The sequence below is a fragment of the Peteryoungia rhizophila genome (assembly GCF_004912145.1).
Classification (GTDB): domain Bacteria; phylum Pseudomonadota; class Alphaproteobacteria; order Rhizobiales; family Rhizobiaceae; genus Allorhizobium; species Allorhizobium rhizophilum.
On the sequence record NZ_STGT01000001.1, the window covers coordinates 695,474 to 721,024 of the forward strand.

A 25,551-nucleotide genomic window follows, 5' to 3' on the forward strand; every position below is an offset into this window, starting at 1 on the left:
GCTCGATCATTGCCGATCGAGCCGGGCATAGACATCGCCCGACGCCCCCTCGGCCGGCATTTGCGACAGTTCAACGAGCAGTTCGTCCGCCGTCTTCCATCGCTCCGACACGAAACGATGCTGTTCGCCGACGACGCGGTTGAACCGGTATGCTCCCAGGCCCATCAGCCGGTCGACTGCATTGGAGGCCACCGAGGGCATCGCCGGAATATATTCGAAAGCGATCAGCGGGATCGGTTTCGTGAGGCCATAGAGGATCTCCGCCTCGGCACCTTCCACGTCGATCTTGCAGAATACAGGCATTCCATACTTTTCGATCAGATGGTCGAGGGTCACCATGGGGACCGTCACCTTGCGGTCCCAGACGACCTGCGCAAAGCCCTTGCTCTGCCCGACTGTCTCGACGAAACGGCTGGAAATGCTGGTCACGGTCGGATGACGGCTCGAGATGAGCAGATCGATTTCTCCAGCCTGGCGACCAACTGCCACCCGCTCGAAGCCGTTCAGGAGCCCGGCGAAGCGCTTTTCGATGAAATCGGCAAAGGCGGGCTGCGGCTCGACTGCGACCACTTTCGCCCCAAGGCTGATCAGCGTGCTGCTACGACTGCCGACATGAGCGCCGATATCGAAGACGAGATCACCGGGCTTGACGATCGAGCGGTAGAAACGGTGCAGGGCTGAACGCCGCCAAGGCTGGCCATAATAGACCACGAGGGACCGCGCGAGCCCGAGGGAGGTCGAGAAGCGATCGACGAGCGCCATCATGTTTCGACCGGCTGACGCAGGAGGAAGAGGATGTCCACGGCAAAGGAATAGACGAGCGCACTCAGAGCAGCCGCGGCGACTGCGGTAGAATAGGGCGGTGTGACGAACGGCACCAGAATGATGCAGAGCGCCGCGATTTGAAGCACACAGACCAGCTTGCGCCGGAAGGACGGAGGTAGTTCACCGTTCAATCGAGGCCAAACCCATCCAGTTGCCACGAAGCCGTATCGCATGAGGCCGATCAGCAACACCCAGAGCCCCGCCTTGTCGAGCAGAGCCGCGGCCAGGGACAGCACGAGGATCAGAAGGGCATCGACCTCCATGTCGAAGCGCGCACCGAAGTCCGATTCCTGGCTGTAGCGACGGGCTAGGTATCCATCGACGCCATCCAGGGCGAGGGCGAATAAAACCACGCCGACAAGCGTCCAGAGCGCAATGTCCGTGGCAGCCAGGCTCTCAAAGCAGATAACAGTTGCGAATGTCAGGCTGACGAGAGACGCGCGGAATGCCGTTACCAGGTTGGCATAACCGAAACGGCGATGCGGATGGGCCGGCAAGGCATAGATGACCAGTGCGAACATCAGGGCTAGAGACAACGTGACCGAAGCGACGAAATCCCATCCTAAAGGCAGATGGAAGGAGACCAACAGCGCCACGATACCCGTGCCGACAAAAAGGCCGGACAGTGTGGCGAGCGCATCGTTCAGAAGGCCACGCCGCTGCAAGTGGCGCGCGGCAAGATCTGCACTGCCCGCACTCCATGATCCGACGAAATCATCGCCGCCAAGCCGTTCCGGCTCGCTTGCCATTTGTAAACCTCCCTGCCCGCCCTGATGTTATTCCGCGGCGACCAGAGTTTCCAGATCCATCATATGGCCGGCACGCAGGGTCTTGGTACGCAGGTAATTTTCGTTCTCTGCAGTCACGCGCCCGTTCACCGGTGCACGTGCCTCGACCTCGATCCCGCCCAGTTTCAGGCCGGCGATCTTGGTCGGATTGTTGGTATAGACTGCGACCTTCGAGATATCGAGGAGCCGCAGCATCGCGACAGCTGCCTCATAGCGGCGATGGTCTTCCGCAAGCCCAAGTTCCGCGTCGGCGTCGATCGTGTCCAGGCCCAGATGCTGGTAGCCGTAGGCGCGCATCTTGGCGCCGATGCCGGTGCCGCGACCTTCTTGGTCGAGATAGATCAGCACGCCGCCTCCAGCCTGCTTGAGAAGTGTCAGGCCGTTGCGCAGCTGGTCACCGCAGTCGCATTTCAGCGAGCCGCAGAGATCACCCGTGATGCAGGAGGAGTGGATACGGATCGGCACGGTCTTGGAGACATCCGGTTTCCCGACCACGATCGCCACCTGGTCCTTCTGCGCGAGGCCACCACGGAAGATCACGAAATCGGCGTCACCGAGGTCCTTCAACGGAACGCGGGTGCGGACGACCTTGTCGAAGCGCTGGCGGGCGGCATCGGCGCCCCTCAGGCGACTGGATGCGATTTCGCAGCATCCGGCAAATCGGTCACCCATGGTGGTCACGTCGGCCAGCACCATGGCCGGCAGCAGGAGCGCCAGACGTGCAAGTTCGGCCGATTGGGATGCCAAGGCATCCGCCGGCTGACACAGAACAGGCTTTTCTGCGCCGAGTGCGTAAGCGAGACGCGACGCAGCATCGAAGGAGAGGCCTGCGAGGGGCGTGATGACATCCCGCTCCGTACCGATACCGAGCCGGGCCGCACGAGGCGCGGTCAACAGCAGGCCGTGACGGTTTTCGGTGATGGCCGCAAACTGGTCGAAGAGGGAAGGCGCGACGCAATCGAGCGCAACAGCCGCGATTTTTCTATCGCCCTCGCTGATCACCACGGGTCGACCATAACGCAACTCGGACACGGCACGTTCGACTTCGATCTCAGCGGTGGGGAACTGGAACGCGGGCTGGCTGGACTTCGACATGAGGCATACACTCCCTAATCAGTGGCAAGCATTACGCCTGACTTCCGGCGATGGTTTGCGCATTCGTCATAAAATTAATTTGATGACGATTACGGAACCAAATGCTCTGTGTCGCAATACGTTCCACTTGAAACACGTATGTAGTGCGCGGGGGTCGCAGTGTGAAGCTTGAAGCAAATGAACAGACCGTATTCGACCTGGAAGCCGCGTCTGCGTTCTGGATCGAAGCCCCGGAAGTCTGCCGATTGCGCCAGGAGGAACTCGCGGCACGCTCGGAGAACGATGTTCTGGTGCGCATGCTGTACAGTGGGATCAGCCGCGGCACGGAAGCGCTGATCTTTCGCGGCCTCGTGCCTGAAAGCGAGTTCGAGCGCATGCGCGGACCGCATATGGAGGGCAGCTTTCCCTTTCCCGTAAAATACGGCTATGCCGCTGTCGGGCAGGTCGAGGCGGGGCCGTCGCGTCTCGTCGGTAGAGAGGTCTTCGCCCTGTTCCCCCATCAGGACAGGTTCATCCTTCCCGCAGATCAGGTGACTGTCCTCCCGGACACGCTTCCGGCGCGGCGGGCGGTTCTTGCGGCCAATATGGAAACGGCACTCAACATCGTCTGGGACGCTGGCATCCAGCCGGGCGATCGGGTCGCGGTCTTCGGCGCCGGCGTGGTCGGCTCGCTTGTCGCCTATCTTGCATCCCGGATCGTCGGCACCAAGACGATCGTCGTCGACCGCGATCCGGCACGCAAGGACCTGGCATCCAATCTCGGCCTGACCTTCGCCCAGGCAGGAACGCTTGATGGCGAATTCGACGTGCTGGTCAATGCGACAGCGTCGGCCGAGGCGCTGCAAGAGGCCATCACCCATGCCGGCATAGAGGCGAAGATCGTCGAAGCGAGCTGGTATGGTGACCGGCCGGTATCGATCCCGCTCGGCGGCGCCTTTCACTCTCGCCGGCTCTCGCTGGTCAGTTCGCAGGTCGGCGGCATTCCGGCGTTGCGGCGTGCACGCTGGACATATGCGCGGCGCATGGCGAAAGCGCTTGAACTGCTGCTCGACCCACGCCTCGAATGCCTGATTTCAGGTGAAACCGCTTTTTCTGAACTGCCCGACGCCTATGCTCGTATCCTGTCTGCACAAGACACGCTGTGCCATCGCATCCACTACTGACGAAAGAGAATTCATGTTCGCTGTTGAAGTTCGAGACCATATCATGATCGCCCACAGCCTGCCGCGTCCGGTTTTCGGTCCGGCTCAGGGAATGCATGGAGCGACATTCGTCGTCGATGCGGCCTTTTTCACCAAGGACGTCGACGAAGATGGCCTGGCCGTCGACATCGGCGCGGCCATGACGGTGCTGTCCGAGGTGCTGAAGCCGCTCAACTATAAAAACCTCGATGAAGTCGAGGCCTTCAAGGGTAAGGTGAGCACGACAGAAGTGATTGCCAAACACATCTTCGACCAGCTCGCGCAGGCCGTTTCCGAGAAGCGTCTTGGACCTGGCAGCCACAGGATCTGCCGGCTGAAGGTCATGCTGCATGAATCGCACGCTGCCCGTGGATGGTACGAGGCCGATCTTTGAACCGTTCGCTGATCTTCGCCTATCCGGGCGACCTTTCGCTGAAGACCGGCGGTTATGCCTATGATCGCAAGGTAATCGACGGCCTGAGATCACTTGGGTGGGCGGTGAACCTGATGCCACTGGGCGACGGTTTCCCGGTGCCCTCAGAGGCGACGGCTCAAAGCGCGAGCAAGATGCTGTCCGCCCTGCCGGACGATACGCTGGTGGTGATAGACGGTCTTGCCTTCGGGGTGCTCGATGGCTGGGCCACTTCAGAGGCAGCCCGTCTCAGGATCGTCGCACTGGTTCACCATCCGCTCGCCCTCGAGACCGGACTTTCCGAGACTGAACAGAAGAGGTTCCGCGATAGCGAGCGGGCGGCACTCGCATCGGCCCGCCACGTCATTGTCACCTCGCCGATGACGGCTCGCGAGGTCTCGTCCAATTACGGTGTCGCTGTCACCGATATCACGGTGGCATTGCCAGGGACGGAGAGAGTGGATTTCGCGCCCGCCGACAACCCTGTCCCGCAGATCCTTTCGGTCGGCACGCTGTCGCGCCGGAAGGGGCACGACATTCTGCTGTCGGCGTTGAAATCGATCGAGGACCTCGAATGGCAAGCAACGATCATTGGCAGCAAGACACTCGATCCAGCGACGAGTGCGGCCCTATCGCAGCAGGTTGACGACCTCGGGCTTGAGCCGCGCGTACAGCTGGCCGGCGAAGTCGACGACCCGCAAGACCACTTCTCCGGTGCGGACGTCTTCGCACTTGCCAGCCGCTACGAAGGCTATGGCATGGTGTTTGCCGAAGCGCTCTCGCATGGGCTGCCGATCATCTGTTGCAAGGCAGGCGCCGTGCCGGATGTCGTGCCCGAGGACGCCGGCATGCTCGTCCCGGTGGACGATATCGACACCTTTGGCCAGGCGCTCCGCCGCCTGCTGACCGATCCGGACGAGCGGGAAAGACGAGCAAAGGCGGCGCGACGAGCGGGCGCGCAGCTACCCGATTGGCCAGAGACGGCGCAGATCATCTCCGAAATATTGGACAGGATATCATGAGCGGCTTCGACAAGAACTGGCTGGCATTGCGTGAACCCGTCGATATGCGCGCGCGGGCAATCACGCTGGTCGACGCGCTTTCACGCCATCTCGGGGCTGTTGGGCAGGCATCCATTCTCGACATCGGCTGCGGGACCGGCTCGACCTGGCGTAGCCTGACACCGCGCGTTCCGGCCGGCACCCACTGGACGCTTCTCGACTATGATCCGGTGCTGCTTGCAGAGGCCGAACGGCGTATTGACGGAAAGGGTCATGTATCCTTTCGCCAATTCGATCTCAACGAGATGCAATCCCTCCCGCTTTCCGATGTAACGGTGGTGACGGCATCCGCACTGTTCGACCTGTGCTCCGCCGATTTCTGCAATCGATTTGCCGAGACGCTGGCTCGAAACGGGACCGGGCTTTATGCGGCCTTGAACTATGACGGCGTGATGGAATGGTCGATCCCGCATCCGCTCGATGGTCAGGTCGCCGCGGACTTCAACCGGCATCAGCGGTTCGACAAGGGGTTTGGTCCAGCGCTTGGACCCGATGCGACAGACCATTTGCGGACCTCGTTCGAGACGCTCAGCTACAGCGTCTCCGTCGGCAGCAGTCCCTGGATCATGGGTCCAGACGATGCCGCGCTGCAAGAAGCTTTCCTGGACGGGCTGGAAAAGCCACTGACCGAGATTGGCAGTCTGACGGAACAGGATATCAGAGCGTGGGTGGACTTCCGGCTGGAGAAGATCGCAGAAGCCGGCAGCTCATGCGTGGTCGGCCACACGGATATCCTCGCCCTGCCCCGCAGCTGAGCGCGCGCAGGACTTGAGATCGCAATCGAAGAGTATGTCGCTGCCCAAGGTGTAAACCCTGGCATCCGGTCGATGAGCGTTTGCAAGTTTGTCGATCGGGGGCAGCGCGATCCCGGCCGGGCCGGAACCGATGATGAGCGGTGCAATTGCCACATGCAACCGATCGACCACACCGGCCTCGATGAAGCGGGCGATGGTTCGGGCGCCGCCTTCGACCAGAATGCGACGAAGGCCGCGACCGGCGAGTGCATCGAGAATATCGCGAGGATCGATCCCTCCCTCGCCCCTACGCACCCAAAGCACATCCGCCTGATAGGCCTTTTGAGGAGCGTCTTCTGCCTGAATCAGGATCACCGGGGCACCGCCATCGCGGAACAGGCGCTCGTCTCCGGTCAGTTCGGCGCGACAGTCGATGACGACACGGACAGGGTTCGGACCCTTTACGGCCCGCACGGACAGGCGCGGATCATCGCACTTCACCGTTCCGACACCGACGACCACGGCTTCTACGAGGGCGCGGCAGCGATGCAGGTGGGCGATCCCGTCGGGGCCGGAAATATCGCGAGCATCGCCGGAGAGTGTGGCGACACGTCCATCCAGAGACTGCCCGACCTGAGCCAGAACAAACCCATCTTCAGCCGCCGCAATCGGCGCATAAAGCGACACGGTCGGATCTGTCTCATCTAGGGCGATCTTGCCGGCGCTGCCCCGCATGGCAAGAAGGCGCGCCCAGAGTTGGTCGGTCATGTCGATCTTGCGCATGGAAATCCCGTCCTGAAGGCTTACAAAATACGATAGAGCGTGCCGTCACGGCGAATGACGTGATGGAAGACGACCGCTGCAAAATGCAACGCAAAAAGGGCCAAAAGGATCCATGCGCTCCAGCCGTGGATCGCAGACAGGACAAAGGCGATGTCCGGCGTCTTGCCGATCGGGCTCCAGACGGTGAAGAGACCGAACCACTCCAGGGGAAAGCCGTGTGCGTTCGTGGCGAGAAACCCGGAGACCGGCATGACGATCAGGAAGACATAGAGCAGTCCATGCACCAGATGGGCTGCCGCCTTCTCGAGGGGCGGCCCCTCGACCAGAGGCGTCGCACTTGTGAGCCGGGCGCCGATCCGGACCAACATGAGCCAAAGGACAAGGAAACCAAGGCTCTCGTGAACAAGATAGAAATCCAACTTCACGTCGTCCTTCACGAAGCCGATCACAAAACCCAGGGGCCAGGTTGCGAGCACGAGCCCAGCGATCAGCCAATGGAGGATCCGCACGCGCCCGGCATAGCGCTCATCTTCACTCGTCATCATCATGCTGCTCATCCAACCATGCTCCCTTCCCAACCGCTCGCATCACAAGCTTGCGAACGCGCCACGTTCATACCCATCGCCAAGGATGGGTCTCTTTGACGACAATGTAAACGGAAGATGACAAGCGCTGGATCAGGTCACACTCAGGTGATCACAGTGTCGGGGGCGCCTTCTGGAAGAAAACATAGGAGCCCTTTGCCACCTTGAAGATATCGCAGTTGCGCCGGATCTTGCGTTCGCCCTCCAGGCGAAAGACACCAAGCGAGCCGGAGAAACCATCGGGTGACATGATGCGCTCGGGGGCGAATGCCACCTCCCCCCAGCGCCCGGCAAGACCGATCGCCATGGCCATCGCATCGAAACCATAGCCAGCCTGAGCCGAGGCCGGCATACCATAGCTCGACATGAAGCGATTGCCGATCCGGGCCTGCACGTTCTGGTCATATCGGCAGACAATGCTGCCGGTCAGCTTGGGCTCGTTCAGGTCCTGAGACGTCAGAACGGCACTAGCCACGATGCGGCGCCCGGGGCGCGGCGGCTTGGCTGCATCGGCCTTCTTGAGAATCTCGCCGGGCGACTTCACGCCTGGCATGAGAACGACCATGTCCGCCTTGCTCCAGGATACCAAAGCCTTCGGCGGCAAGGCGCCACCGGCGAGCTCGACGATCGGTTCGACCTTGCCCCCGAACGCCTTGATCTGCGCCGCTATGCGCTCGGCCTCGATTTTTTCGGCCGGCGTGGAAGCGAGGATCACGGCATGCGTCGCCCCTTCAGCCATGGCGAAGGATGCGCTTTCGATGAGACTGTCGGCCGGGCTGGATACGAAGGCGTAGACATTCGGCGGAGTAGGCACGTCGTTTGTCTGGAACGCGACCATCGGCACATCGAGCCCCCCGAGACCGCGCTTTATGATCTCGAATTCCGGGCCCCGGGCCGTGGTGATGATCAGGGATACCTGCTGGCGGGCGAGCGTCTTGGCTGCAGCCTCGATGGCTTCCGGCTTGTCGGTGGTTTCGAGCATGGTCAGCTTGACGACATCGGAGCCCAGCGTGTTGACGGCAAGGGCTGCGCCGTCGCGATATTCACTGTCTGCCTGACGGCTTGGCTGATCCGCACGCCGGACACCGAGATAGGCGACCTTTACGGATCCCGAACCCAGCGTCTGATTGTAGAGCCCGGTATTGCTGGCGACAGGTTGCGCGCCTTCGCCTTTGGCGGGTGTGAAGTCGTCGGTCTGGCATGAAGCGAGTGCACCGAGCACCAAGACAAGCGTCCCGGTCCACAGAAGTCTCCGGGTGGCTTTTTCTGATCCGACCATGATTACAGCTACGTTCCACTCCTCGATCCCAGCCGGACCGTAAGCATTGGGCCTGTGTTGCGCAAGAGTGAAGGCGTTCCATATCTGGGCAGATTACAAAGATGGTAACCATCGGTGTTTCTCTGCCGATTTCACTGCGGCGGAGGCGACTGGAGGAGATGTTTCCTATCGCAAAGGGGCCTCAGCGCCATTTGGTTAACAGATGCCTTTCAGCATGCGTTGCTTTTTACTATAATATTTCCTCACGTCTTAAAAGTATAGTATTCATGTATCGGAACCAATAATTCAATCAATACAGCTATTCTCCGAGCAACAATCGGAGAATAGCGATGAATAAAAAGAATAAGAACATTTTCGCGGCCTCGGCTCTCGTAACTGCCTCCCTGCTTTCTTCCCATGCAACAGCGGCGCCGATCCTGCCAGGAACACTCTCTTCCTATTCCACGGTTGCGCAGACCCTCGTGCTCGGTATGAGCCCGCTTGCAGCATCGTTCGGCCAGAACTTTGGTGATCGGATCGCGATCGGCCGGACGCAGGCCAGTCGCCTTCTCGATCAACGCGTTACTTTCGACGCCGCCGCACTCTTGCCAAATGACAAGACGCTTTCGACCAGTGCCGTCGCCCCGGCGCCGAAGCAGTCACCTTCGAAGCGGACAGCAACGCAGACGGACGATGTCTTCGGATCCATCGCCATCCCCTTCAAGAAGCTGGGTGCGCTGAAGAAGGCGGCTCCGACCTTTGCCGAAATCTCCAGCGGCACGGCCCTCGAGTGCGTTGGCAAGAATTGCCTGAATTCGGAGGCCATCGTACAACGCACGTCGGCCGGGGGCGGCATGTCGTCTGTCCGTGACAAGCTCAACCTCGTCAATCACGAGGTGAACCGTCGGATCAAGTATCGAAAGGACATCGACAGTCACGGCCGCCTCGATCAGTGGTCGTCGCCGTCGCAAACCCTGAAATCGGGCTTCGGCGATTGTGAGGACTATGCCCTTCTGAAAATGGCGGTTCTAGAAAGCCAAGGCATTGCGCTTCAGGACATGACGGTCGTGATCCTCTACGACAAGAAGCGGCATTTCTATCACGCCGTGCTCTCGGTCGAGGTGAAGGGAACCCACTACATCCTGGACAACATGCGCGATCAGGTGCTTGCCGACAGCAGGCTTCCGGATTACCAGCCGCTGTTTTCGATTTCCAACGGCCGCGGCTTCCTGCATGGCACGCGCACCAAGGGCAAGGCTTTGGCCATGAAGAATTTCGACAGCATTGCACCGGGTGAAGGCGGCGAACTCTGACAGGGACCGCCTAGGGCAAATTGCGCAGTGCTCAGCCGCGGATAACGTAGCCGATCACCATCTGCTTCTGGCTGGGTGCCATGGCCAGGTTCATCTGTCCGGTCAACTGCTTGCCGGCGCAGGTCGCCGTGAAGCCAGTGGTCACCATCTTGCCCTTGCCCGACAGGCTGAGGATGGCTTCATCGACCTGCGTATCGAGGACGAACCTGAAGCCTGACGACAATTGCGCAATATTACCGAGCACCAGTCGCTGCTTCAACATGGTCATGAAGGGCTCGTTGAAGAACTGGATCTTCTTGTCTTTGGTCAGCACGATAGCGGGCGTCGGGCAGGCCTGGATGAGGGTGTTGAGGTTTTCTGCCGAATAGACGTTTTCCATCTGCGCCAACCGGCGCCACATCCAGCGAAAGGCAACGACCCGCAACATCGAGGCGAGATTGCTGTGTTCTCCGACCTGAGCTGCAGCCTGATCCACGACATCGCCGATGGACTGTCGCGAACCGTTCAGGAGCCAGGACAGACCGTCCCAATAGACGCTTTCGAGGCGTATGCCGCGCCGAGCCCCGCCCCTGCCGATGATCGCGCGGAACTTCGGCTCCGCATCACTCTCTTCGACATGCTGGATCGCTGCCGGATTGAGCTCGGCCTGCTCCGTCTGAACAAGGTGCCGGTCCGGGAACGCCATGGCTCACCGCTCGGTCAGGGCGACAGATTGCGCCTTGTTGATCGGTTTCATGAGATAGCTGAGGATCGTTTTGCGACCGGTCATGATCTCAGCTGTCGCGACCATTCCCGGGATGATCGGATAGGCCTTGTCGCCCCTGATGAGTTCCGACACATCGGTCTTGACGTGGACGAGGTAGAAGGTCTCGCCCTTCTCCTTGTCGACGATGCTGTCCGCCGAGACGTTGGTGACCTCACCTTCGAGCCCTCCGAAGATCGAGAAATCGTAAGCTGTCACCTTCACGATCGCCTTCTGCCCCCGCGTGATGAAAGCGACGTCGCGGGGTGAGATTTTTGCCTCGATCAGAAGTGTGTCCGCCGTAGGAACGATGCCGGCAACGACTGTGCCCGGATCGACATAGGCGCCAATCGTGTTGACTTCCAGCGTGTTGACGATGCCATCGACCGGCGAGCGGATATCCGTACGACTGACGCGATCGGTGGCGCCGCGGATCGTTTCGTCGATAACCGACAATTCGGCAAGGGTCTGGGCCTTTTCGGTCAGTGCCTGCTGACGCAGCTGCAAGGCGAGTTCTTCGACCTGCAGACGTGCCTCTTCGACGGCGCCCCTCAGGCGCTCGAGGCTTTCCTGGTAGACGGTGATCTGGCCGCGCTGGTCCGTGAGTTCGCGCTCGATCGCGATCAGTTCGGTCTGCGCCACAAGGCCCTTCTTGGCGAGCGGGCTCATGAGATCGTACTGCCGCGTCGACTGGGTGATGTTCTGCTCCAGGCGCACGATATTGGCCTGGGCTTCAGCCAGTTCGTTCTCGCGCTGACGCACGCGCTCGCGCAAAACACCCGCCTTGTTCAGGTAGCTTGCCTTATTCGCGGCAAAGAGCCGCTCCTCGTTTTCGCAAACCTTGCTAGCAACAGTCTGCACATCTTCCGGGCATACGAAAGCAACGTCGTAGCTGCCCGTTTCCTCAAGAGCCAGACGCGCGATCTTGGCGCCAAAGGCGCGCGCTTTGGCGACAGATTCGCCCAGCGACGATTCCGTCGTCGTGTTGTTCAGCTGAACGATGAGTTCGCCCTTGCGGACCACCTGACCGACCTGGACGGCGATGGTTTCGACCACGCCGGCCTCGGATGACTGGATGATCTGCGTTTTCGAAACGGGTATGACCTTGCCTTCCCCGCGGGCGATCTCGTCGATTTCGGCGATGGCGGCCCAGGCGAGAAAGATCACGATGAGGGCCGCGACGAGCGCAACGATCATTCTGGCCATGAATGGCGGTGTATCGGCGATCGGGCGGCTCATGGCTTCACACCCTTTTTCTGCATGGCTTCGATCACCTGCTTCTTCGGACCATCGGCCACGATTCGCCCCTTGTCGAGGACGATCAGGCGGTCGACGAGATCGAGCATGGTGAAGCGATGGGTGGCGATCAGCAAGGTCGTGTCCTTGTCGAAGGCCGAGGACAGGCGGTTGATGAGGTGTCGCTCGCTCGCGAGATCCATCGCGCCGGACGGTTCGTCGAGGAAGACGATCTTCGGCTTGGTGAGCAGGAGGCGGGCAATCGTCATCGCCTGCTTCTGACCGCTGGAAAGGTTGGAACCACGCTCACCGACGGGCATATCGAAGCCGCGCGGGTGGCGCGAGACGAACTCCTCGACACCGGTCATCCGCGCCACTTCGAGCAACTCATCATCCGTCGCATCGGCGCGACCGATCAGGAGGTTTTCCTTGACGGTGCCGGAAAAGAGATCGGAGGATTGGCCGGCGACGGCGACGGCGGAGCGCACCTCGGACATGTGATACTGGCGGATATCGACGCCGTCGATCAGGACGCGCCCCTCACTCGGCATGAAGAGGCCATCCAGCAGGCGCCCCAATGTCGTCTTGCCCGACCCGATGCGTCCGATGATGCCGACCTTTTCGCCCGGCGCCACCGTCAGCGACAGCTTACTGATCACGGGATTATCGGAGCCCGGATACTGGAAGGTCACATCCTGGAAACTGAAGCCGCCATGCTTGATCTCGCGGTTGACGAAGCCGACTGTCGAGGGCCGGTCCTCGGGCTGTTCCATGACCTGATCGAGGATGCGCAGCGACAGGGTTGCCTGGCGGAACCGGGCGAGCGTCATCGCGATCTGCCCAAGGGGGGCGCCGGCGCGGCTGGCCAGCATGACGGTTGCGATGATCGCCCCCATGGCGAGCCGGCCCTCCGAAAACTCGTAGGTGCCGGCAATCACGATGAGAACGCCGACGATCTGCTGGATCAGAGCCGTCAGGTTGATCGCGTTCGTCGAGATATGCTTGATCTCTTCGCTGGTGCGGCTCGAATGCTTCATCAGCTCCTGCCAGCGGCGCAGCATGGTCGCTTCGGCGCGCAGGCTCTTCAGCGTTTCGATGGTGGAGATCGTCTCGACCAGCAGAGACTGACGTTTCGAGGCCTCGTTGGAGGCGGCCGCCATGCGATGGCCGATCTGTGCCTGGGCACGAAAACCGATGGCGACTGAGAGCAGCAGCGCGACCGCCGGAATGATCGCCAGCCAGCCGGAGATCAGGTAGATGACGATCAGGAAGATGAAGACGAAGGCCGTGTCGATCATCAGGCCGATCGTGTTCGAGGTGAAGAACTCACGCACGAATTCATACTGCATCACGCGGTTGGCATATTCGCCGGTCGACATCGGCCGCGAAGCGAGCGTCGTGTTGAGCACTTTGTCGAAGATCATCTGCGACAGCCTGAGGTCGGCATTTCGCCCGGCATGATCAATCAGAGCCGCACGCGCTTCCTTCAACAGATAGTCGAAGAGATAGGCGATCATGATGCCGGCCGCGAGCACCCAGAGCGTCGGGATCGCCTTGTTCGGCAAGACGCGGTCATAGACGTTCATGGTGAAGAGCGGCGAGGCCAGCGCAATCAGATTGATGAACAGAGCCGCCACGATGACGCGCAGATAGGTGCGCCAATAGGGAATGAGGGCGCGCACGAGCCAGTGGCGCTTTTCGATCCGATCGGCGGCGCCGATCTGGGCCTCTTCGCTGTCGTTGCGATAGTAAAGCGTGAAGGCAAAGACGGTTTCGGGGCCGAGTGCCAGGAGTTCCTGATGACTCAGGCGGGAGGCTGCCGTGCCTTCGCGCACATCAAGCGTGTAGACACCGTCGTCGCTGACTTCCAGCAACGGCAGCGTGCCGCCGTCCTTGAGGACAACGATGGCCGGACAATCGAAATCATTCTCACGGATGGCTCGGACACCGACCTGCATAACCTGAAGGCCGATGCGTTCGGCTACGTGCTCGACATCGTCGAGCTCGAGCGACTCGACGATTTCGTCCGGCAAGCCAGAAAACAATACGGTATCGGAGCTGGGCCGGCCATAAAACGCAGCCACAGCCTTGAAGGATGCACGAAAGCTCAGGCGGGCACGAGGGCCCGCCGGTTCGATCAACGAATTTAACATGTCATCCTATCGGATGGGCGTTTACTGAAGCGGCGCCAGGAGGTCCATCGGAATTCCCGCCTTTTGCCGCGGATCCCGCTCTACGTAAGTCCCATTCGGGGTCGTCTTCACGGAGAACTCATTGCGTGCATAAGCGTCGGCTTCGCCGACAGCCTTGACGTTCATCGTCTTCAGCAGCGAACCGGACGCTGCCAGGATCTTGTATTCGGCGAAGAGGGCGGCCACACGGGCCGTCTCTGCGACGATGCTGGTGTTGAAGCGCGTGTTCTGCGCATCCAGCACATCGAGCAGCGAACGCTGGCCGATCTTGAACTGCTCGCCGTATGAAGACACGAGCTGGGCGTTCTGCGACGATTGCGAGCTCAAGATCTGAGAAAGCTCGCCGCGGCTTCTGCGCTCGTTCCAGGCCGAGCGGATCGATTCCTCGATCTCGCGATGAACCTGGTCGGAAGCGTAGCGCTGCTCGCTGGCGCGGCGGATCTGTTCCTGCTCACGAGCCTGGTCGATGCCGCCGCGATAGAGGTTCCAGCGCGCCACGAGGCGAACCTGGACGTCGTTGGTGTTGCCCTGGCTCGTGCCCACATCGTTGCCGACGCTGGCGCGACCTTCAAGATCGACGGTCGGAGCGTAGTTGGAGCGCGCGGCACGGACGGCCGCATCCGCCGCATCGATATCGGCGCGGGCCGAATAGATGCGCGGATTGTTGGACTTGGCCGTCGCGATCGCATCATCCAGCGAGCGCGGCAGGAACTTGCCGACGGAGGCCGGCACCTTCGCATTGGTGATCGGCTCGCCGACGGTCTTGAGGAAGCGTATCTTGGTCAGCTCCAGCTCTTCCTGCGCTTCGCGCAGACGAGCCTTGGCGGCTGCCTGACGCTCACGACCCTGGACGGCGTCGACTTCCGTCAACGCACCGCCGGAGATACCCTCGTTGATGTCACCGAGAATGCCGTTGTGGAACGAGACGTTCTGCTGGGCGACGCCGACGATCTTCGCCTGCAGGATATATTCCAGATAATCCTGGACGACCTGCAGCGCGATCGTTTCGGAACGCTCCAGAACGCGGAAAGATGCGCCATCGACGCGCGACGCCTGCTGATCCACCTGAGCCCGACGACCGCCACCATCGAGCAGGCGCTGCGTGATCGTCAGGCCGACTTCGGAATTGTTAAAAGTCTCGTAGTCCTGCGTCAGCGTTCCGCTGCTGTCGTTGGACAGCCGGCGCTTTCCCACGCTGGCCTCGAGATCGACGGAGGGCAGGTACAGGCCGCGCGCCTGGCGCAGTTCGAACTCGACCGCCTCGCGGTTCTGGACCGCCTGCGAAATCTGCGGATTGGTCGTGAGTGCCTTCTGGATGGCTTCTTGCAACGACATGGCGCTCGCAGGCATCACAGACGCAATGGCGAAGGCTGCCGAGGTGTACAAGGCCGCGAAAAAAGTCTTTTTGGTCAACAACTGAGTGCCCCTACCCAAATATTCCTTGGGCCAACATATATACCGGCGCACCTCCTGCTGGGAAGTCCAATCGACCTTTCCCAAAGATGCACCCAATTTTGATCTCTTGAAACAAAATCGCGCGAAATGAGTTATCTGGGAATTTTTTTCCTCGAGTTTGCACTCGCTGCGCTAGCAGAATGGGCACATACACCCATCTCGAATTTGTTTTGCTCGCAACGGCGATTAACTGTCTCAAAAGGTTCCCACACTTCCTTGCCGCAAGCTTAAAGTTCCGACCCGACTGTCTCCTTGGCGCAACAGGATTCGGGCGTTTTCGCGGCGGATGATGCAGCATCTTTCTCGCCCCACCCGAGTCTTTCTGAGGTCGACAGCGAGTAAAACACGGGCTCGCGCGTGACAAAGACAAAAAGGGCGCCGGAGGGGCGCCCTTTTCTCTAGCGATAACCTTCGCCGTATCAGTCGTGCACGACAGGTGCATGCTTGTCGTCATACAGGATCTTGACGTCATGGACACCGTTCAGCATTGCGATGTCCCTGGTCACCCCTTCACCGGTGACGCTGACAAACGTGTTGCCACCCTGCTCTCTAATGTCAATCGCCTCCATCCTAGTGTCGAGGTCGACTTCCTCGCCGAGGAGGCTATCGAGCAGAGCAGTCACATCAAGCACGTCGCCGTCGGTGAGGCTGTAGTCCGTGATGACGTCCGTAACATGGATGTCTTCGAACGCAGTCTCATCGAACCTGAACGTATCTGCATCAGCACCACCGGTAAGGGTGTCGAAGCCGAGGCCGCCGAACAGGATATCGTTTCCTGCCCCACCATTGAGGAAGTCGTCACCGTCATTGCTGATCAGGATGTCGTCGCCATCCAGGCCATTGATTACAAAGCCAGCGTCAGTAGCATTGATGGTTTCAACACCCGGCGCAGCCTGATCTGTTGGTAGCGACCCCTCCTGGATCACCGAATATGTCGGCGTGTGCGAGGCCCCCGAAGCTGCCGTAATAGTGGCCCCAACAGCGGTCTGGACGGTGAAGGTGTTCGTGTCCGGCGCAAAATTTATAGTTACACCTGCGACCCCGTTGAACTTTGTGAGAAGGTTCGCAGCAGCACTATTGAAATAATCGTCGGAGCCATATCCGTTCGATAGATTTTCGTTACCCGTATACGGTACCCCGTTTATGTAGATAGTGATGCTTTCGCCATTCCCCATGCCGGAAGCATTATCTCGGAAGTCGACGGAGTAGATCCACGGCCTACCTGCATCGGCATCATTGTTAACACCTGTCGAAATGGTGAACCCGTTCGCCGAACCAGGGTCGCTGACCAACGTCACTGCATTTCCGCTGAGATTATCCGCCCATTCTACGCCCTTAGGTTCAAGTTTAGCAGCGAGAGTCACGCCGCTGACGCTGACGTCTTTGAGTGCATCATAGACATTTTCTCCCGTTCGGGCACTTGCGAGAACGTTATGACTATAGACAACGCCGTCAACCGTCACCGACACCACATCTCCAGCATCGTAGCTGGCAGCAAAGCTCAGTGTTGTGGTTTGCGGTTCTCCAGTATCTCCCGAGGCTTGCTGCGTCGTATTCACACTGAGGTTGCCTTGATCCGAAGGGGAAGAACCAGTCTGCGTCTGGATGATTTCCCGAGCTGGCTCATTGCCGGAGGTCCCTGTGAACGTCGAGGCAAACGTGGTCTGGATCGTGAACGTGTTGTTAACGGAGTCAAATGATGCGCTAACTCCTGTCGCAGCATTCAATTTAGACAGAAGACTATATGCGGCGCTATCAAGATAATCGTCGATGTCATAGCTCCAGTAGATACTGTCCTGCGCCGAATAAGGCGTGCCGTTGATGGTGATGGTCAGCGTTGCATTGTTGAACATCCCATCGCCATTATTCCAGAAATCCACTGTCGTAACCCAAGGCGTCCCAACATCCGCACCGTTGTTTACATTCGCAGAAATTGCGAAGGCGTTCTCAGCGCCTGGATCACTTGTCAGCGTCACAGCGTTGCCGGTCAGATTGTCTGCCCACGCCACGCCCTTGGCATCCAGGCTGGCAGCGAGGGTGATACCGCCCATGGATACCGCCTTGAGCGCATCATAGACGTTTTCCGCGCTGCGTGCATTTGCCTGAACGGTATGGGAGTAGACCACTCCATCCACCGTGATGGAAACCACGTCACCAGCATCGTAACCACCGGCATTGAAGCCGATTGTCGTGATCTGAGGCTGAGGCGCGGTAACCGGCCCAGCCACGACAATGTCGTTCCCATTCGTGCCGTCCAGATCTCCGACGATGTCCTGGGAGACCGTGACGGAGCCTGTTCCTGTCAAATCACCGTCCGAGACCGTGTAGTCGAAGCTACCGCCAGCATTGCCGCTGTCGGTGATGGCAACCGAACCCGGTTCTGTCACCAGACTGGTGGAGAGATCGGAGTCGTTGCTCGTCCCAGTGACATCCAGCGGTCCCTTGTCATCCTCGTCATTCGCGAGAAGCGCCCATTCCGGAACATAGAAAGTAGATCCTGCCCCGGCATTGGTGATGACGTTGTCGGCATTGGCCGTGGGAGCAGCGTTGTCGGGCAAGATCTCGGCCGTCGCCGCGCTGGTGACGCTTTCATGGAAGCCCTGGGCATCGCTGTACGTGACATTGACCGAAATGGCCGTGCCCACATCATCGTCCGTCAGCGTATAGGTCTCGCTGTCGGTGCCAATGTTTACACCATCGCGCATCCACTGGTACTGGACCCCTGTCTTAGCGCCGTCTGGATCCGTCCCCAGGTCAGCCTGAAGAACATCACCAACCTTTGGCGGCTGCCCCAGTGCAGTTTGGTTCGAGATGTAAATCGGAGCTTCGCCGTCATTATCCGGATCAACATTGACCGTCAGCGTATAGGCATCTTCGCTGAAGTCTTCACCATCGCTCACCTTGAAGCCGATCGTGGCGTACGGGTTGCCGCTTTCATTGGCATCCGGCGTGAAACGCAGCTTGTTGTTATTGATGTCCGCGACGGACACCACCTGGTCCACAATGACGTCCACCCAGTTGCTGCCGTTGAAGTACTGCAGCATGCCATCGCTCTCCAGCGAGGTGATCTTCACGGCAGCAAGCGCCGTTCCTTCCACATCACTGTAGGTACCGAAGTCCTCCACGGAGAGGAACCTTGCGGTATCTTCATCCGTCGTGACACTCCCGTTCGTCGATGTCGGGGCATCATTCACCGATGCCACATTGACCGTGACCACGATCAGGTCAGACTTATCGCCGTCGTCGTCCTCAATCGTTACGGTGAAGGTTTCCGTGCCGTGCCAATTCGCATTCGGCGTGTAGGTAAATTCACCCGTCTGCGTGTTCAAAGCCACTACGCCGTTAGCCGGATGGTCGGTGACCGAGAAGCTGCCGCCTTCATCGCCGACGAATGCAGTGATGCTGCCGTCAATACTCTTGTCTTCTGTCGTCTCCAGGGTCTGCCCCTCACCGAACGGCACACCATCAAACGTCACCGTGAACGTGTCGGTGGGAACCGAGACGGTGTCGCCGTCGAAGTCTTTGGCCTGGATCAGCGACGAGAAGTCGATGACCTTGTCGCCATGGCCGTCGATTGGGGCGTTGAGGGTGAAGATACCTTCGCCATTTTTCTCAAGCGACATGGTGAAGACCGTCGGCCCATTCTCGCCAGCCTTAGCGGTCAGTACGTTGTCTAGAACACTATAGACCAGAGCCACGCCGCCGGAGGCCAAAGGCGCAAGATTTGGCGTGCCCGACTTCAGGCTGAAGGCCAGAGCTTCATCTGCACCCGAACTGATGAGGGCAGAAACATCAAAGTTCGCCTCGGCCGGCTGCGTGGATCCGGTTGCGCCACCAATTGCGGCGAAGATCGCCGCGTATTTGTCGCTCAGCGTGCCGTCGGCCAAATCCTCTGCATCGCCACCCTGACCTTCAACCTTGTCGAGGTTGTTCAGATTGTTGCCGCTCGGCTTGATGCCCCACGCCTGGATCGTGAATGCCGGGCCGCTGGCGCCGCTTTCGATCTTCGCGATCTCGTCTTTGATCTGTTCCAGAGCCTCCCTAGCGGAGGTATCCCACCATTCCGTTTCATTCCGATTCGGCTCACCATCGGAGAGGAAAATCAACTCATTGACATCAGCGTTTGCAAGCGGGCCATCGGGGGCCGTGGTGACTGAACCTAGCTGGACCTGCCCCTCGCCACTCGTGACCGTGAACTCGACATAATCGATCATTTTTCCGGCCGGAGCCGAAACGGTGATGTTCTGGGAACCGTTCACCTGGACAATAACCGGTGCGGAGGTGCCATCGGTCAAGTGAACAGTATAGCGGAATGTCGTTGAGGTGTTACCATTGACCAAGTCACTCAGACGGAACGACGTGCTGGTTACGTCTACCCCAACAAAGGCCCCCCGATCGGTAAACACGCCGTTCCCGTCGAAATCCGTGAACTGGCCGAAGTCAAAACGAAGGACTTCGGAATTGGTAATCGCTAGATTGTTCCCTGAGCTAACGCCGATCCGACCGTTATTGTCGATGTTGGCATTGACGAGCTCAGTTCCATTCTGCCACCAGCCAGAAACGAGAGCGAGTTGCTCTCCGCTTCCTGACAAAATGAGCGCACGGTCGTCATCCTGGGAACCGTTAGGATCGATGTACTGCACACTGCCTACATTGATCGTGCTTGGCTCAATTCCTTCGATCCAAGCGAGCGCTTCCTGCAGACCGGCCTCATAATTGGTATTTCCGCCATCGTTCAGATCTTCGATATCGTCGAGCGCCTTTTCGAGTGCGTCAGCATTCGTTTCGCCATTGACGATGAGGTCGTATGTCCCGACCGGCTTCGCACCGCTGTTGAACTCAACGATATGGACACGAACATCCTTGGCGTCGGTGTCTGCAAGATTGTCCAGGAATTCCTTCACCTGTGTCTGGAACTGCTGGACGTTCACGCTACCCGAGGTATCCAGCACGAGAACGAAGTTGGCCACCTTGCCCTCGACAGGCTCCACGATTTGGGGCGCGTCAACCTTGACGTTGACCGGCTCACCGGTCGCCGCCGGGATGTCGTCCAGAACATTGACGACAAACTTGCCGTCCGTGAGCGTCACCGTGTCGCCATCGCCGTCCTTGCCGACGATGTAGGCGGAGAGATCGATGCCGTCTTCAAGGTAGGTCTCTGTGTTGCCATCGGGATTGGAATGATCAATCTGATCCTTAAGCTCGAAGGTGTAGGAGCCGTCTGCATTGACCGTCAGTATAAAGACAGGACGGTCTTCCGCACCGTCGGTACCGGCGACATAGCCGGTGAGCACATTGCCGACGACCTTGATCAGGACGTCACCGCCCTGCGACTTGAAATCGGTCTTGACCGGCTCCGCAGTCTCCTTGAGCGAAATCGCCTGAGTGGCATGGGCGCCGTCAGCACCAAAGTCGAAGAGCGCCTTGAGGGCGTTTACGCCACCGGTATAGAGTGTCGAGCCGCTTCCCGCTACTTCGCCCGGCTGAGCGGTATCGATCGTTGCACCCAGCAAACCATCTTCGTCGACGGTGAAGGCGATGGCCTCGCAGGATACGCTCGGGCCATCGTCATGGAACTGGATGCGATCACCCACGGCCACTTCGCTCACTGCCTTGTCGCCGTCGTAGTCAGTGACGGTCAGGACTGCATTGATTTTACCGGCCAGGCTCTGCACCGCTGTCGACAGATTGTTGTCATTCGCATCATTGTTCTCGTCGTGGTCTGTCGGATCATCGTGCTTGATCGAGACATACTGGACCATAGAGAGGGTGCCATCGTCCGAAAGCTGCAGGGCAAAGGCGGCCGGGTCGGACGAATTGACGGTTGTATTACCGTCATTCGGTTTGTCATAGCGACCGACAATCAGACCGTCCTCGAGGAACAGTAGGATCGCGCGACCATCGGTTGTGAACAGACCGGAGTCGGTCCCGTTGCCACCGTTGATCTTCAGATCCCAGTCGATCTTGACGCCGTCATCTGCGCCGCCATTGATCGTCGAAGTCACGAAGCTTGCCTGCTGTGCGAACTGAGCCGACATGTTCGGGTCGTAGCCTTTTACGCCAACGTACTGGAACATGGAGAGCGGGTCAGGGACATCGTCGTTCTGCTGGCCGGAAGTCTCATCGACCACCAGCGTCTCGGATGTATTGCGGGCAACTGCCGTCGGTACGTCGTCGCGAACCTTGATTGAGAAGGCCCCGTCGAGCGACACGCTGTCGCCATCGTTGTCGGTGGCCTTGATCAAGGCACCAAAATTGATGGCGGTGACATCGCCCCGGATGTCGCCCTGAAGATCGTAGTTTTCGTCCGCGCCAGATGCAGGCTTGTCATGGTCAAGCTGGTCGAGCAGTTCGAACGTGTAGGAGCCATCCTCGCTCAGCGTCAGCTTGAAGACCGGACGGTCGCCATTGCCATAGGAGCTATTGCCGGCATCGTTGTCGAAGCCATAGAGCACGTTGCCCTGGATGTCGTAGCTGAGTTCTTCGCCCTTGGACGACAGGCCGAGGTTTGCCAGCGTGCGGATCACGGTGGCTTCGTCGATGAAGGAAAACTTGATCGGGTCGTCAGCGCCGCCCCGGACCAGGTTGGCCAGCGAGCCGGAAATGAAGGCCGGCCCCAGCTGATTGTTGTTCGGGCTGCCGGTGAAGGAGTCGTCATCTTCGTCGTCGTTCGGAGACGTACCGAGCGAGCCGCCGATCAGGCCGTCATTCAGCGTCGAGATGTCGTCTTCATCGACGATGCGGTTTTCCTTCTGGCCACTCAGGACCGGAGCATCATCCTTGATGGTGATCGAGAAGGCGTCCTTCAGCACAACGCTGTCGCCGTCATAGTCGGTCGCCTTGATGACCGAACCAAAGTCGATCGCTTCGACGTCACTGTATTTGAGGCCATCCTGCAAATCAGTGTTTTGGCCGCCACCGAGGTCGTGATCAAGCTGATCAACCAGTTCGAAAGTGTAGGACCCGGTTTCGCTCAGTGTAAGCTTGAAAACGAGGCGGTCACCCTTGTCCGAATCGTAGCTTTCACCCTTGTGCGGGCCAGCGTTATCGAAGGCATACAACACGCCGTCCCGGATGTCGTAGCTGAGCTCGGCGCCCTCGGACTTGAGACCAAGCTTTTCGAGTGCGGCGCGGGCGGAATCCTCTCTGATGAAGGAAAACTTGATGGTGTCGTCAGCGCCACCCTTGACGAGGCCAGCAAGCGAGCCGGAAATCACTGCCGGACCGTTTCCGTTGCTGTTCGCGCTGCCCGTCAAGGAGCCGTCGCCGCTACCATCGTTCGGGAAGTTGCCGGTCGACTGGTCATTCTTGATGTCATCTTCGTCGACGAGACGGTTTTCTTCTTTGCCGCTCAGCTCCGGAACGTCATCACGGACCCTGATCGAGAAAGCGTCTTCGAGCGAGACGCTATCCTCATCATTGTCGGTCGCCTTGATAATCGCGCCGAAGTCGATGGCGGTAACGTCGCGATAGCCAAGGCCATCCTCGAGATCGAAGTTCTCGTCGGAATTGGTCGGGCGACCCCAGCGATCATCGCCAGGCGCATCATGGTCGAGCTGATCGTAAAGGCGGAATTCGTAAGAACCGTTCGAGTCGAGCGTCAGTTCAAAGACCAGACGATCACCGAACTGCGGGTCGTAGCTCACACCCTTGTCGTCGCCAGCGTTGTCGAAGGCATAGAGAACACCGTCGCGGACTTCGTAGCTCAGTTCGGCACCCTTTGAAGAGAGGCCGAGCTTCTCGAGCATTTCGCGCGCCTCGTCACCATCGATGAAGGAGAACGCCAGAGGTCCGTCGGCACCCGCCTTGACGAGGTGTGCCAGCGAGCCGGAGATGAAAGCTGGACCCGGTTGATTGTTGGCGGGGCTGTTGGTGTAGGACCCGTCTCGATTGCCATCATTCGGGCTTGTGCCGAGCGATTCACCGGGAAATGCTTTGCCGATCGTCGCGATATCGTCTTCGTCAATGGTGGCGACAAGGTCGCAGCCGCTGAGAATCGGGACATCGTCGACAACGATCACAGAGATCGTCGCCGGGCCTGTCGTGTCACCGTCCGAATCTGTGGCCGTGAACTGAAAGTCAAGCTTCAGGCTATTCTCGCCCGCGCCATCGGGATGGTCGAGAGGGCGCAGAAGGGTGAAGGTGTAGGAACCGGACTCGTCATCAGACAAGGTGACTGTGAACACGGTCGCTTCGCCGGCTGTCGCCGTCAGCGCCGTACCGTCGTCGGAGAGAGAATATTCCACCTGGATGCCAGCGGAGAACAAACCCTCGGGTGCCTCAAATTCGGCGAAGGAGACCGAGCGGTTGCCTGAACCGACAATGATCGACTCATCGTCGCTATCGTCCGCACCCCAGGAGATACCCAGCGACCCCTTTGCCTCATTGGTGGTCTCGTCTACGAACCAGCCCTTGCCAAGACGGTCGCCGAACGAGCGCTGCTCGTTCGAACCACGATTGTAATAGTCGTTGTCGTATTCGCCGTCGGTATCTTCATTGCCGTAGCCGAGCACTTCCCGCTGCTCTTCTTCGACGACGCCATAAATCGGCGCGCCATTTTCATAGGTCGGGATCTTGATAACCGGGCTGTCGTCGTTGACGGTGACAGTGAAGCTAGACGAGCCACGGTCGCCATCGCTATCCTGCGCGGTAAACGGAAATGCGATGGAGATGTTGTCTTCGGTCGAGCCATCCGGATGATCCAGATTGCCGCGGAGTTCGAATGTGTAGGAGCCATTCGTCGCGACATCGGAGACCGATACCACGAATACTTCTTCGCCAAAGCCACCCTCGCCGTTGCCCTTGAATGCAGTGAGGGTCGTGCCGTTGGCAGACAGACCATAGACCAGGGAAACGCCATCGGACGTGTAACCCTGGGAAGCCAAGGCATCCAGCGTCGTCTGAGTGAACGCAATGCCACGGTCATTGGAGTTTGTCAGCCCCGTATTGCCAAGGACATTATCGTCATCCGCACCCCAGTTGATGCCAAGGGATCCGGTAACACTGGAGCCGCCATTACCGCCATCATTCAAATTGCCGTTTTTGAGATAATCCTCGTCTACGCCGCCGCTGTCTGCACCAAGGAACGTGGGCTCGGTATCGCCCTCGGCACCCAAGATAACGCCGGTCCGCAACTCGTCACCGAAGGCGGTGTCGCCCAGCAGATCGGCGAGCGCCAGATCTTCCGGGCCGGCGTCGATCGGATCGTCGTTGAAATTACGGCTGGCAGTGGGGCCGCCCTGTGCGCTGAAGGTGCCGTCCGGGCCGGCTGCCACGTTGATGTTGGAACCTTCGAGCGCCGCAAAGAGAGCAACCTGCGGAAGCTCGACGTCGCCGATCACGAAGGTCGGGATGTTGGCTGCACCGCCCAGCACGATGATCTCGGTGCCGTCAGCAAGCACGAGAACCAGATTGTCGCCTTCGACCGCAAATTCGAGATTGTCGAGTTCGATGCCAGCCGGCAGTGTCACGACGTTACCGGCATCGGGCGAAACTTCGCTCGGGATGATAGCGGCCGCCGTTTCGACGGGCGTCTGGGCCGGCAGGCGATCGGTGCGACCTGCGTCAGGCGTTTCGGCCTGGGCGACTTCGATGCCGTCTACGGTCTCGCTGCCGAAACCCAGATGCTGCTCGACCGCAGAGTCGAATTCGTCAGCTGCGGAAGTATTGTCGATGCTGGACAGACGCGGATCTTCAATAGACATGGTTACTCACCCCTTAACTTGTTGACCGCAGTTAAATCCCGGCCGGGGGCGAGTGCAACGGTTTCTTAACTCTGAAGACATAACTGGTTATGCTTCGAGCGACCATTATTGAAAAAGAAGTTAATTTCGAACCGAAAAACGCTTTTATTTCTGCAATTTACTCAAATTTTAGTGATTACTTATGAGTT

At 59.3% G+C, this 25,551-nt stretch carries 16 protein-coding genes; 5 read left to right on the top strand and 11 right to left on the bottom strand.

Annotated features, from left to right (window positions below):
* Positions 1-6 precede the first annotated feature (6 nt).
* From E9677_RS03290 to ribA, 3 genes are read right to left on the bottom strand one after another with little or no spacing between them, the layout of a single operon-like run.
* The gene (locus E9677_RS03290) at positions 7-765 is read right to left on the bottom strand and encodes an FkbM family methyltransferase (protein ID WP_136556652.1); all 759 of its coding nucleotides are present in this window, start codon (positions 763-765) and stop codon (positions 7-9) included.
* Positions 762-1,574: a CDP-alcohol phosphatidyltransferase family protein gene (locus tag E9677_RS03295; protein WP_136556653.1), complete on the bottom strand. Its 813-nt coding sequence runs from the start codon at positions 1,572-1,574 to the stop codon at positions 762-764. Before E9677_RS03295 ends, E9677_RS03290 begins: the two co-directional genes overlap by 4 nt.
* Positions 1,575-1,601: 27 nt before the next feature.
* Positions 1,602-2,708, bottom strand: a complete 1,107-nt coding sequence (gene ribA, locus E9677_RS03300; protein WP_136556654.1) for a GTP cyclohydrolase II RibA — start codon at positions 2,706-2,708, stop codon at positions 1,602-1,604.
* A 161-nt stretch (positions 2,709-2,869) separates the two neighbouring features.
* On the opposite strand from ribA, the gene E9677_RS03305 reads away from it, so the two are divergent.
* From E9677_RS03305 to E9677_RS03320, 4 genes are read left to right on the top strand one after another with little or no spacing between them, the layout of a single operon-like run.
* Entirely contained in the window at positions 2,870-3,871 is a 1,002-nt protein-coding gene (locus tag E9677_RS03305) for a zinc-dependent alcohol dehydrogenase (RefSeq protein ID WP_136556655.1), read from the top strand.
* 13 nt (positions 3,872-3,884) lie between these two features.
* The gene (locus E9677_RS03310) at positions 3,885-4,283 is read left to right on the top strand and encodes a 6-pyruvoyl trahydropterin synthase family protein (protein WP_112240228.1); all 399 of its coding nucleotides are present in this window, start codon (positions 3,885-3,887) and stop codon (positions 4,281-4,283) included.
* The gene (locus E9677_RS03315) at positions 4,280-5,323 is read left to right on the top strand and encodes a glycosyltransferase family 4 protein (protein ID WP_136556656.1); all 1,044 of its coding nucleotides are present in this window, start codon (positions 4,280-4,282) and stop codon (positions 5,321-5,323) included. Before E9677_RS03310 ends, E9677_RS03315 begins: the two co-directional genes overlap by 4 nt.
* Positions 5,320-6,117 carry a class I SAM-dependent methyltransferase gene (locus E9677_RS03320; RefSeq protein WP_136556657.1) on the top strand — a complete coding sequence of 266 codons (798 nt, stop codon included), beginning with the start codon at positions 5,320-5,322 and terminating at the stop codon, positions 6,115-6,117. The genes E9677_RS03315 and E9677_RS03320 overlap by 4 nt, the downstream gene beginning before the upstream one ends.
* Here E9677_RS03320 and E9677_RS03325 read toward each other — a convergent pair.
* From E9677_RS03325 to E9677_RS03335, 3 genes are all read right to left on the bottom strand, one after another.
* Positions 6,070-6,879, bottom strand: a complete 810-nt coding sequence (locus E9677_RS03325) for a RibD family protein (protein ID WP_136556658.1) — start codon at positions 6,877-6,879, stop codon at positions 6,070-6,072. The two genes, E9677_RS03320 and E9677_RS03325, sit on opposite strands and share 48 nt — an antisense overlap.
* A gap of 20 nt (positions 6,880-6,899) precedes the next feature.
* Entirely contained in the window at positions 6,900-7,436 is a 537-nt protein-coding gene (locus E9677_RS03330) for a cytochrome b (protein WP_205910092.1), read from the bottom strand.
* A gap of 139 nt (positions 7,437-7,575) precedes the next feature.
* On the bottom strand, positions 7,576-8,685 hold the full coding sequence (locus tag E9677_RS03335; protein ID WP_235882864.1) for a type 1 periplasmic-binding domain-containing protein: 1,110 nt from the start codon (positions 8,683-8,685) through the stop codon (positions 7,576-7,578).
* Positions 8,686-9,071: 386 nt separating this feature from the next.
* Here E9677_RS03335 and E9677_RS03340 point away from each other — a divergent pair, with 386 nt between their 5' ends.
* Complete coding sequence (locus tag E9677_RS03340) at positions 9,072-10,034, top strand: transglutaminase-like cysteine peptidase (protein WP_136556660.1); 963 nt, start codon at positions 9,072-9,074, stop codon at positions 10,032-10,034.
* Positions 10,035-10,065: 31 nt separating this feature from the next.
* On the opposite strand, the gene E9677_RS03345 is transcribed toward E9677_RS03340, so the two are convergent.
* From E9677_RS03345 to E9677_RS03365, 5 genes are all read right to left on the bottom strand, one after another.
* Entirely contained in the window at positions 10,066-10,719 is a 654-nt protein-coding gene (locus tag E9677_RS03345) for a ribbon-helix-helix domain-containing protein (RefSeq protein ID WP_235882843.1), read from the bottom strand.
* Positions 10,720-10,722: 3 nt separating this feature from the next.
* The gene (locus E9677_RS03350) at positions 10,723-12,015 is read right to left on the bottom strand and encodes an HlyD family type I secretion periplasmic adaptor subunit (protein WP_136556661.1); all 1,293 of its coding nucleotides are present in this window, start codon (positions 12,013-12,015) and stop codon (positions 10,723-10,725) included.
* Complete coding sequence (locus E9677_RS03355) at positions 12,012-14,165, bottom strand: type I secretion system permease/ATPase (RefSeq protein WP_136556662.1); 2,154 nt, start codon at positions 14,163-14,165, stop codon at positions 12,012-12,014. The genes E9677_RS03350 and E9677_RS03355 overlap by 4 nt, the downstream gene beginning before the upstream one ends.
* 21 nt (positions 14,166-14,186) lie before the next feature.
* The gene (locus tag E9677_RS03360) at positions 14,187-15,539 is read right to left on the bottom strand and encodes a TolC family outer membrane protein (protein ID WP_136557179.1); all 1,353 of its coding nucleotides are present in this window, start codon (positions 15,537-15,539) and stop codon (positions 14,187-14,189) included.
* Positions 15,540-16,078: 539 nt separating this feature from the next.
* Positions 16,079-25,129, bottom strand: coding sequence for a T1SS-143 repeat domain-containing protein (locus E9677_RS03365; protein WP_168801103.1), 9,051 nt, complete (start codon positions 25,127-25,129; stop codon positions 16,079-16,081).
* Between the last annotated feature and the right edge of the window lie 422 nt (positions 25,130-25,551).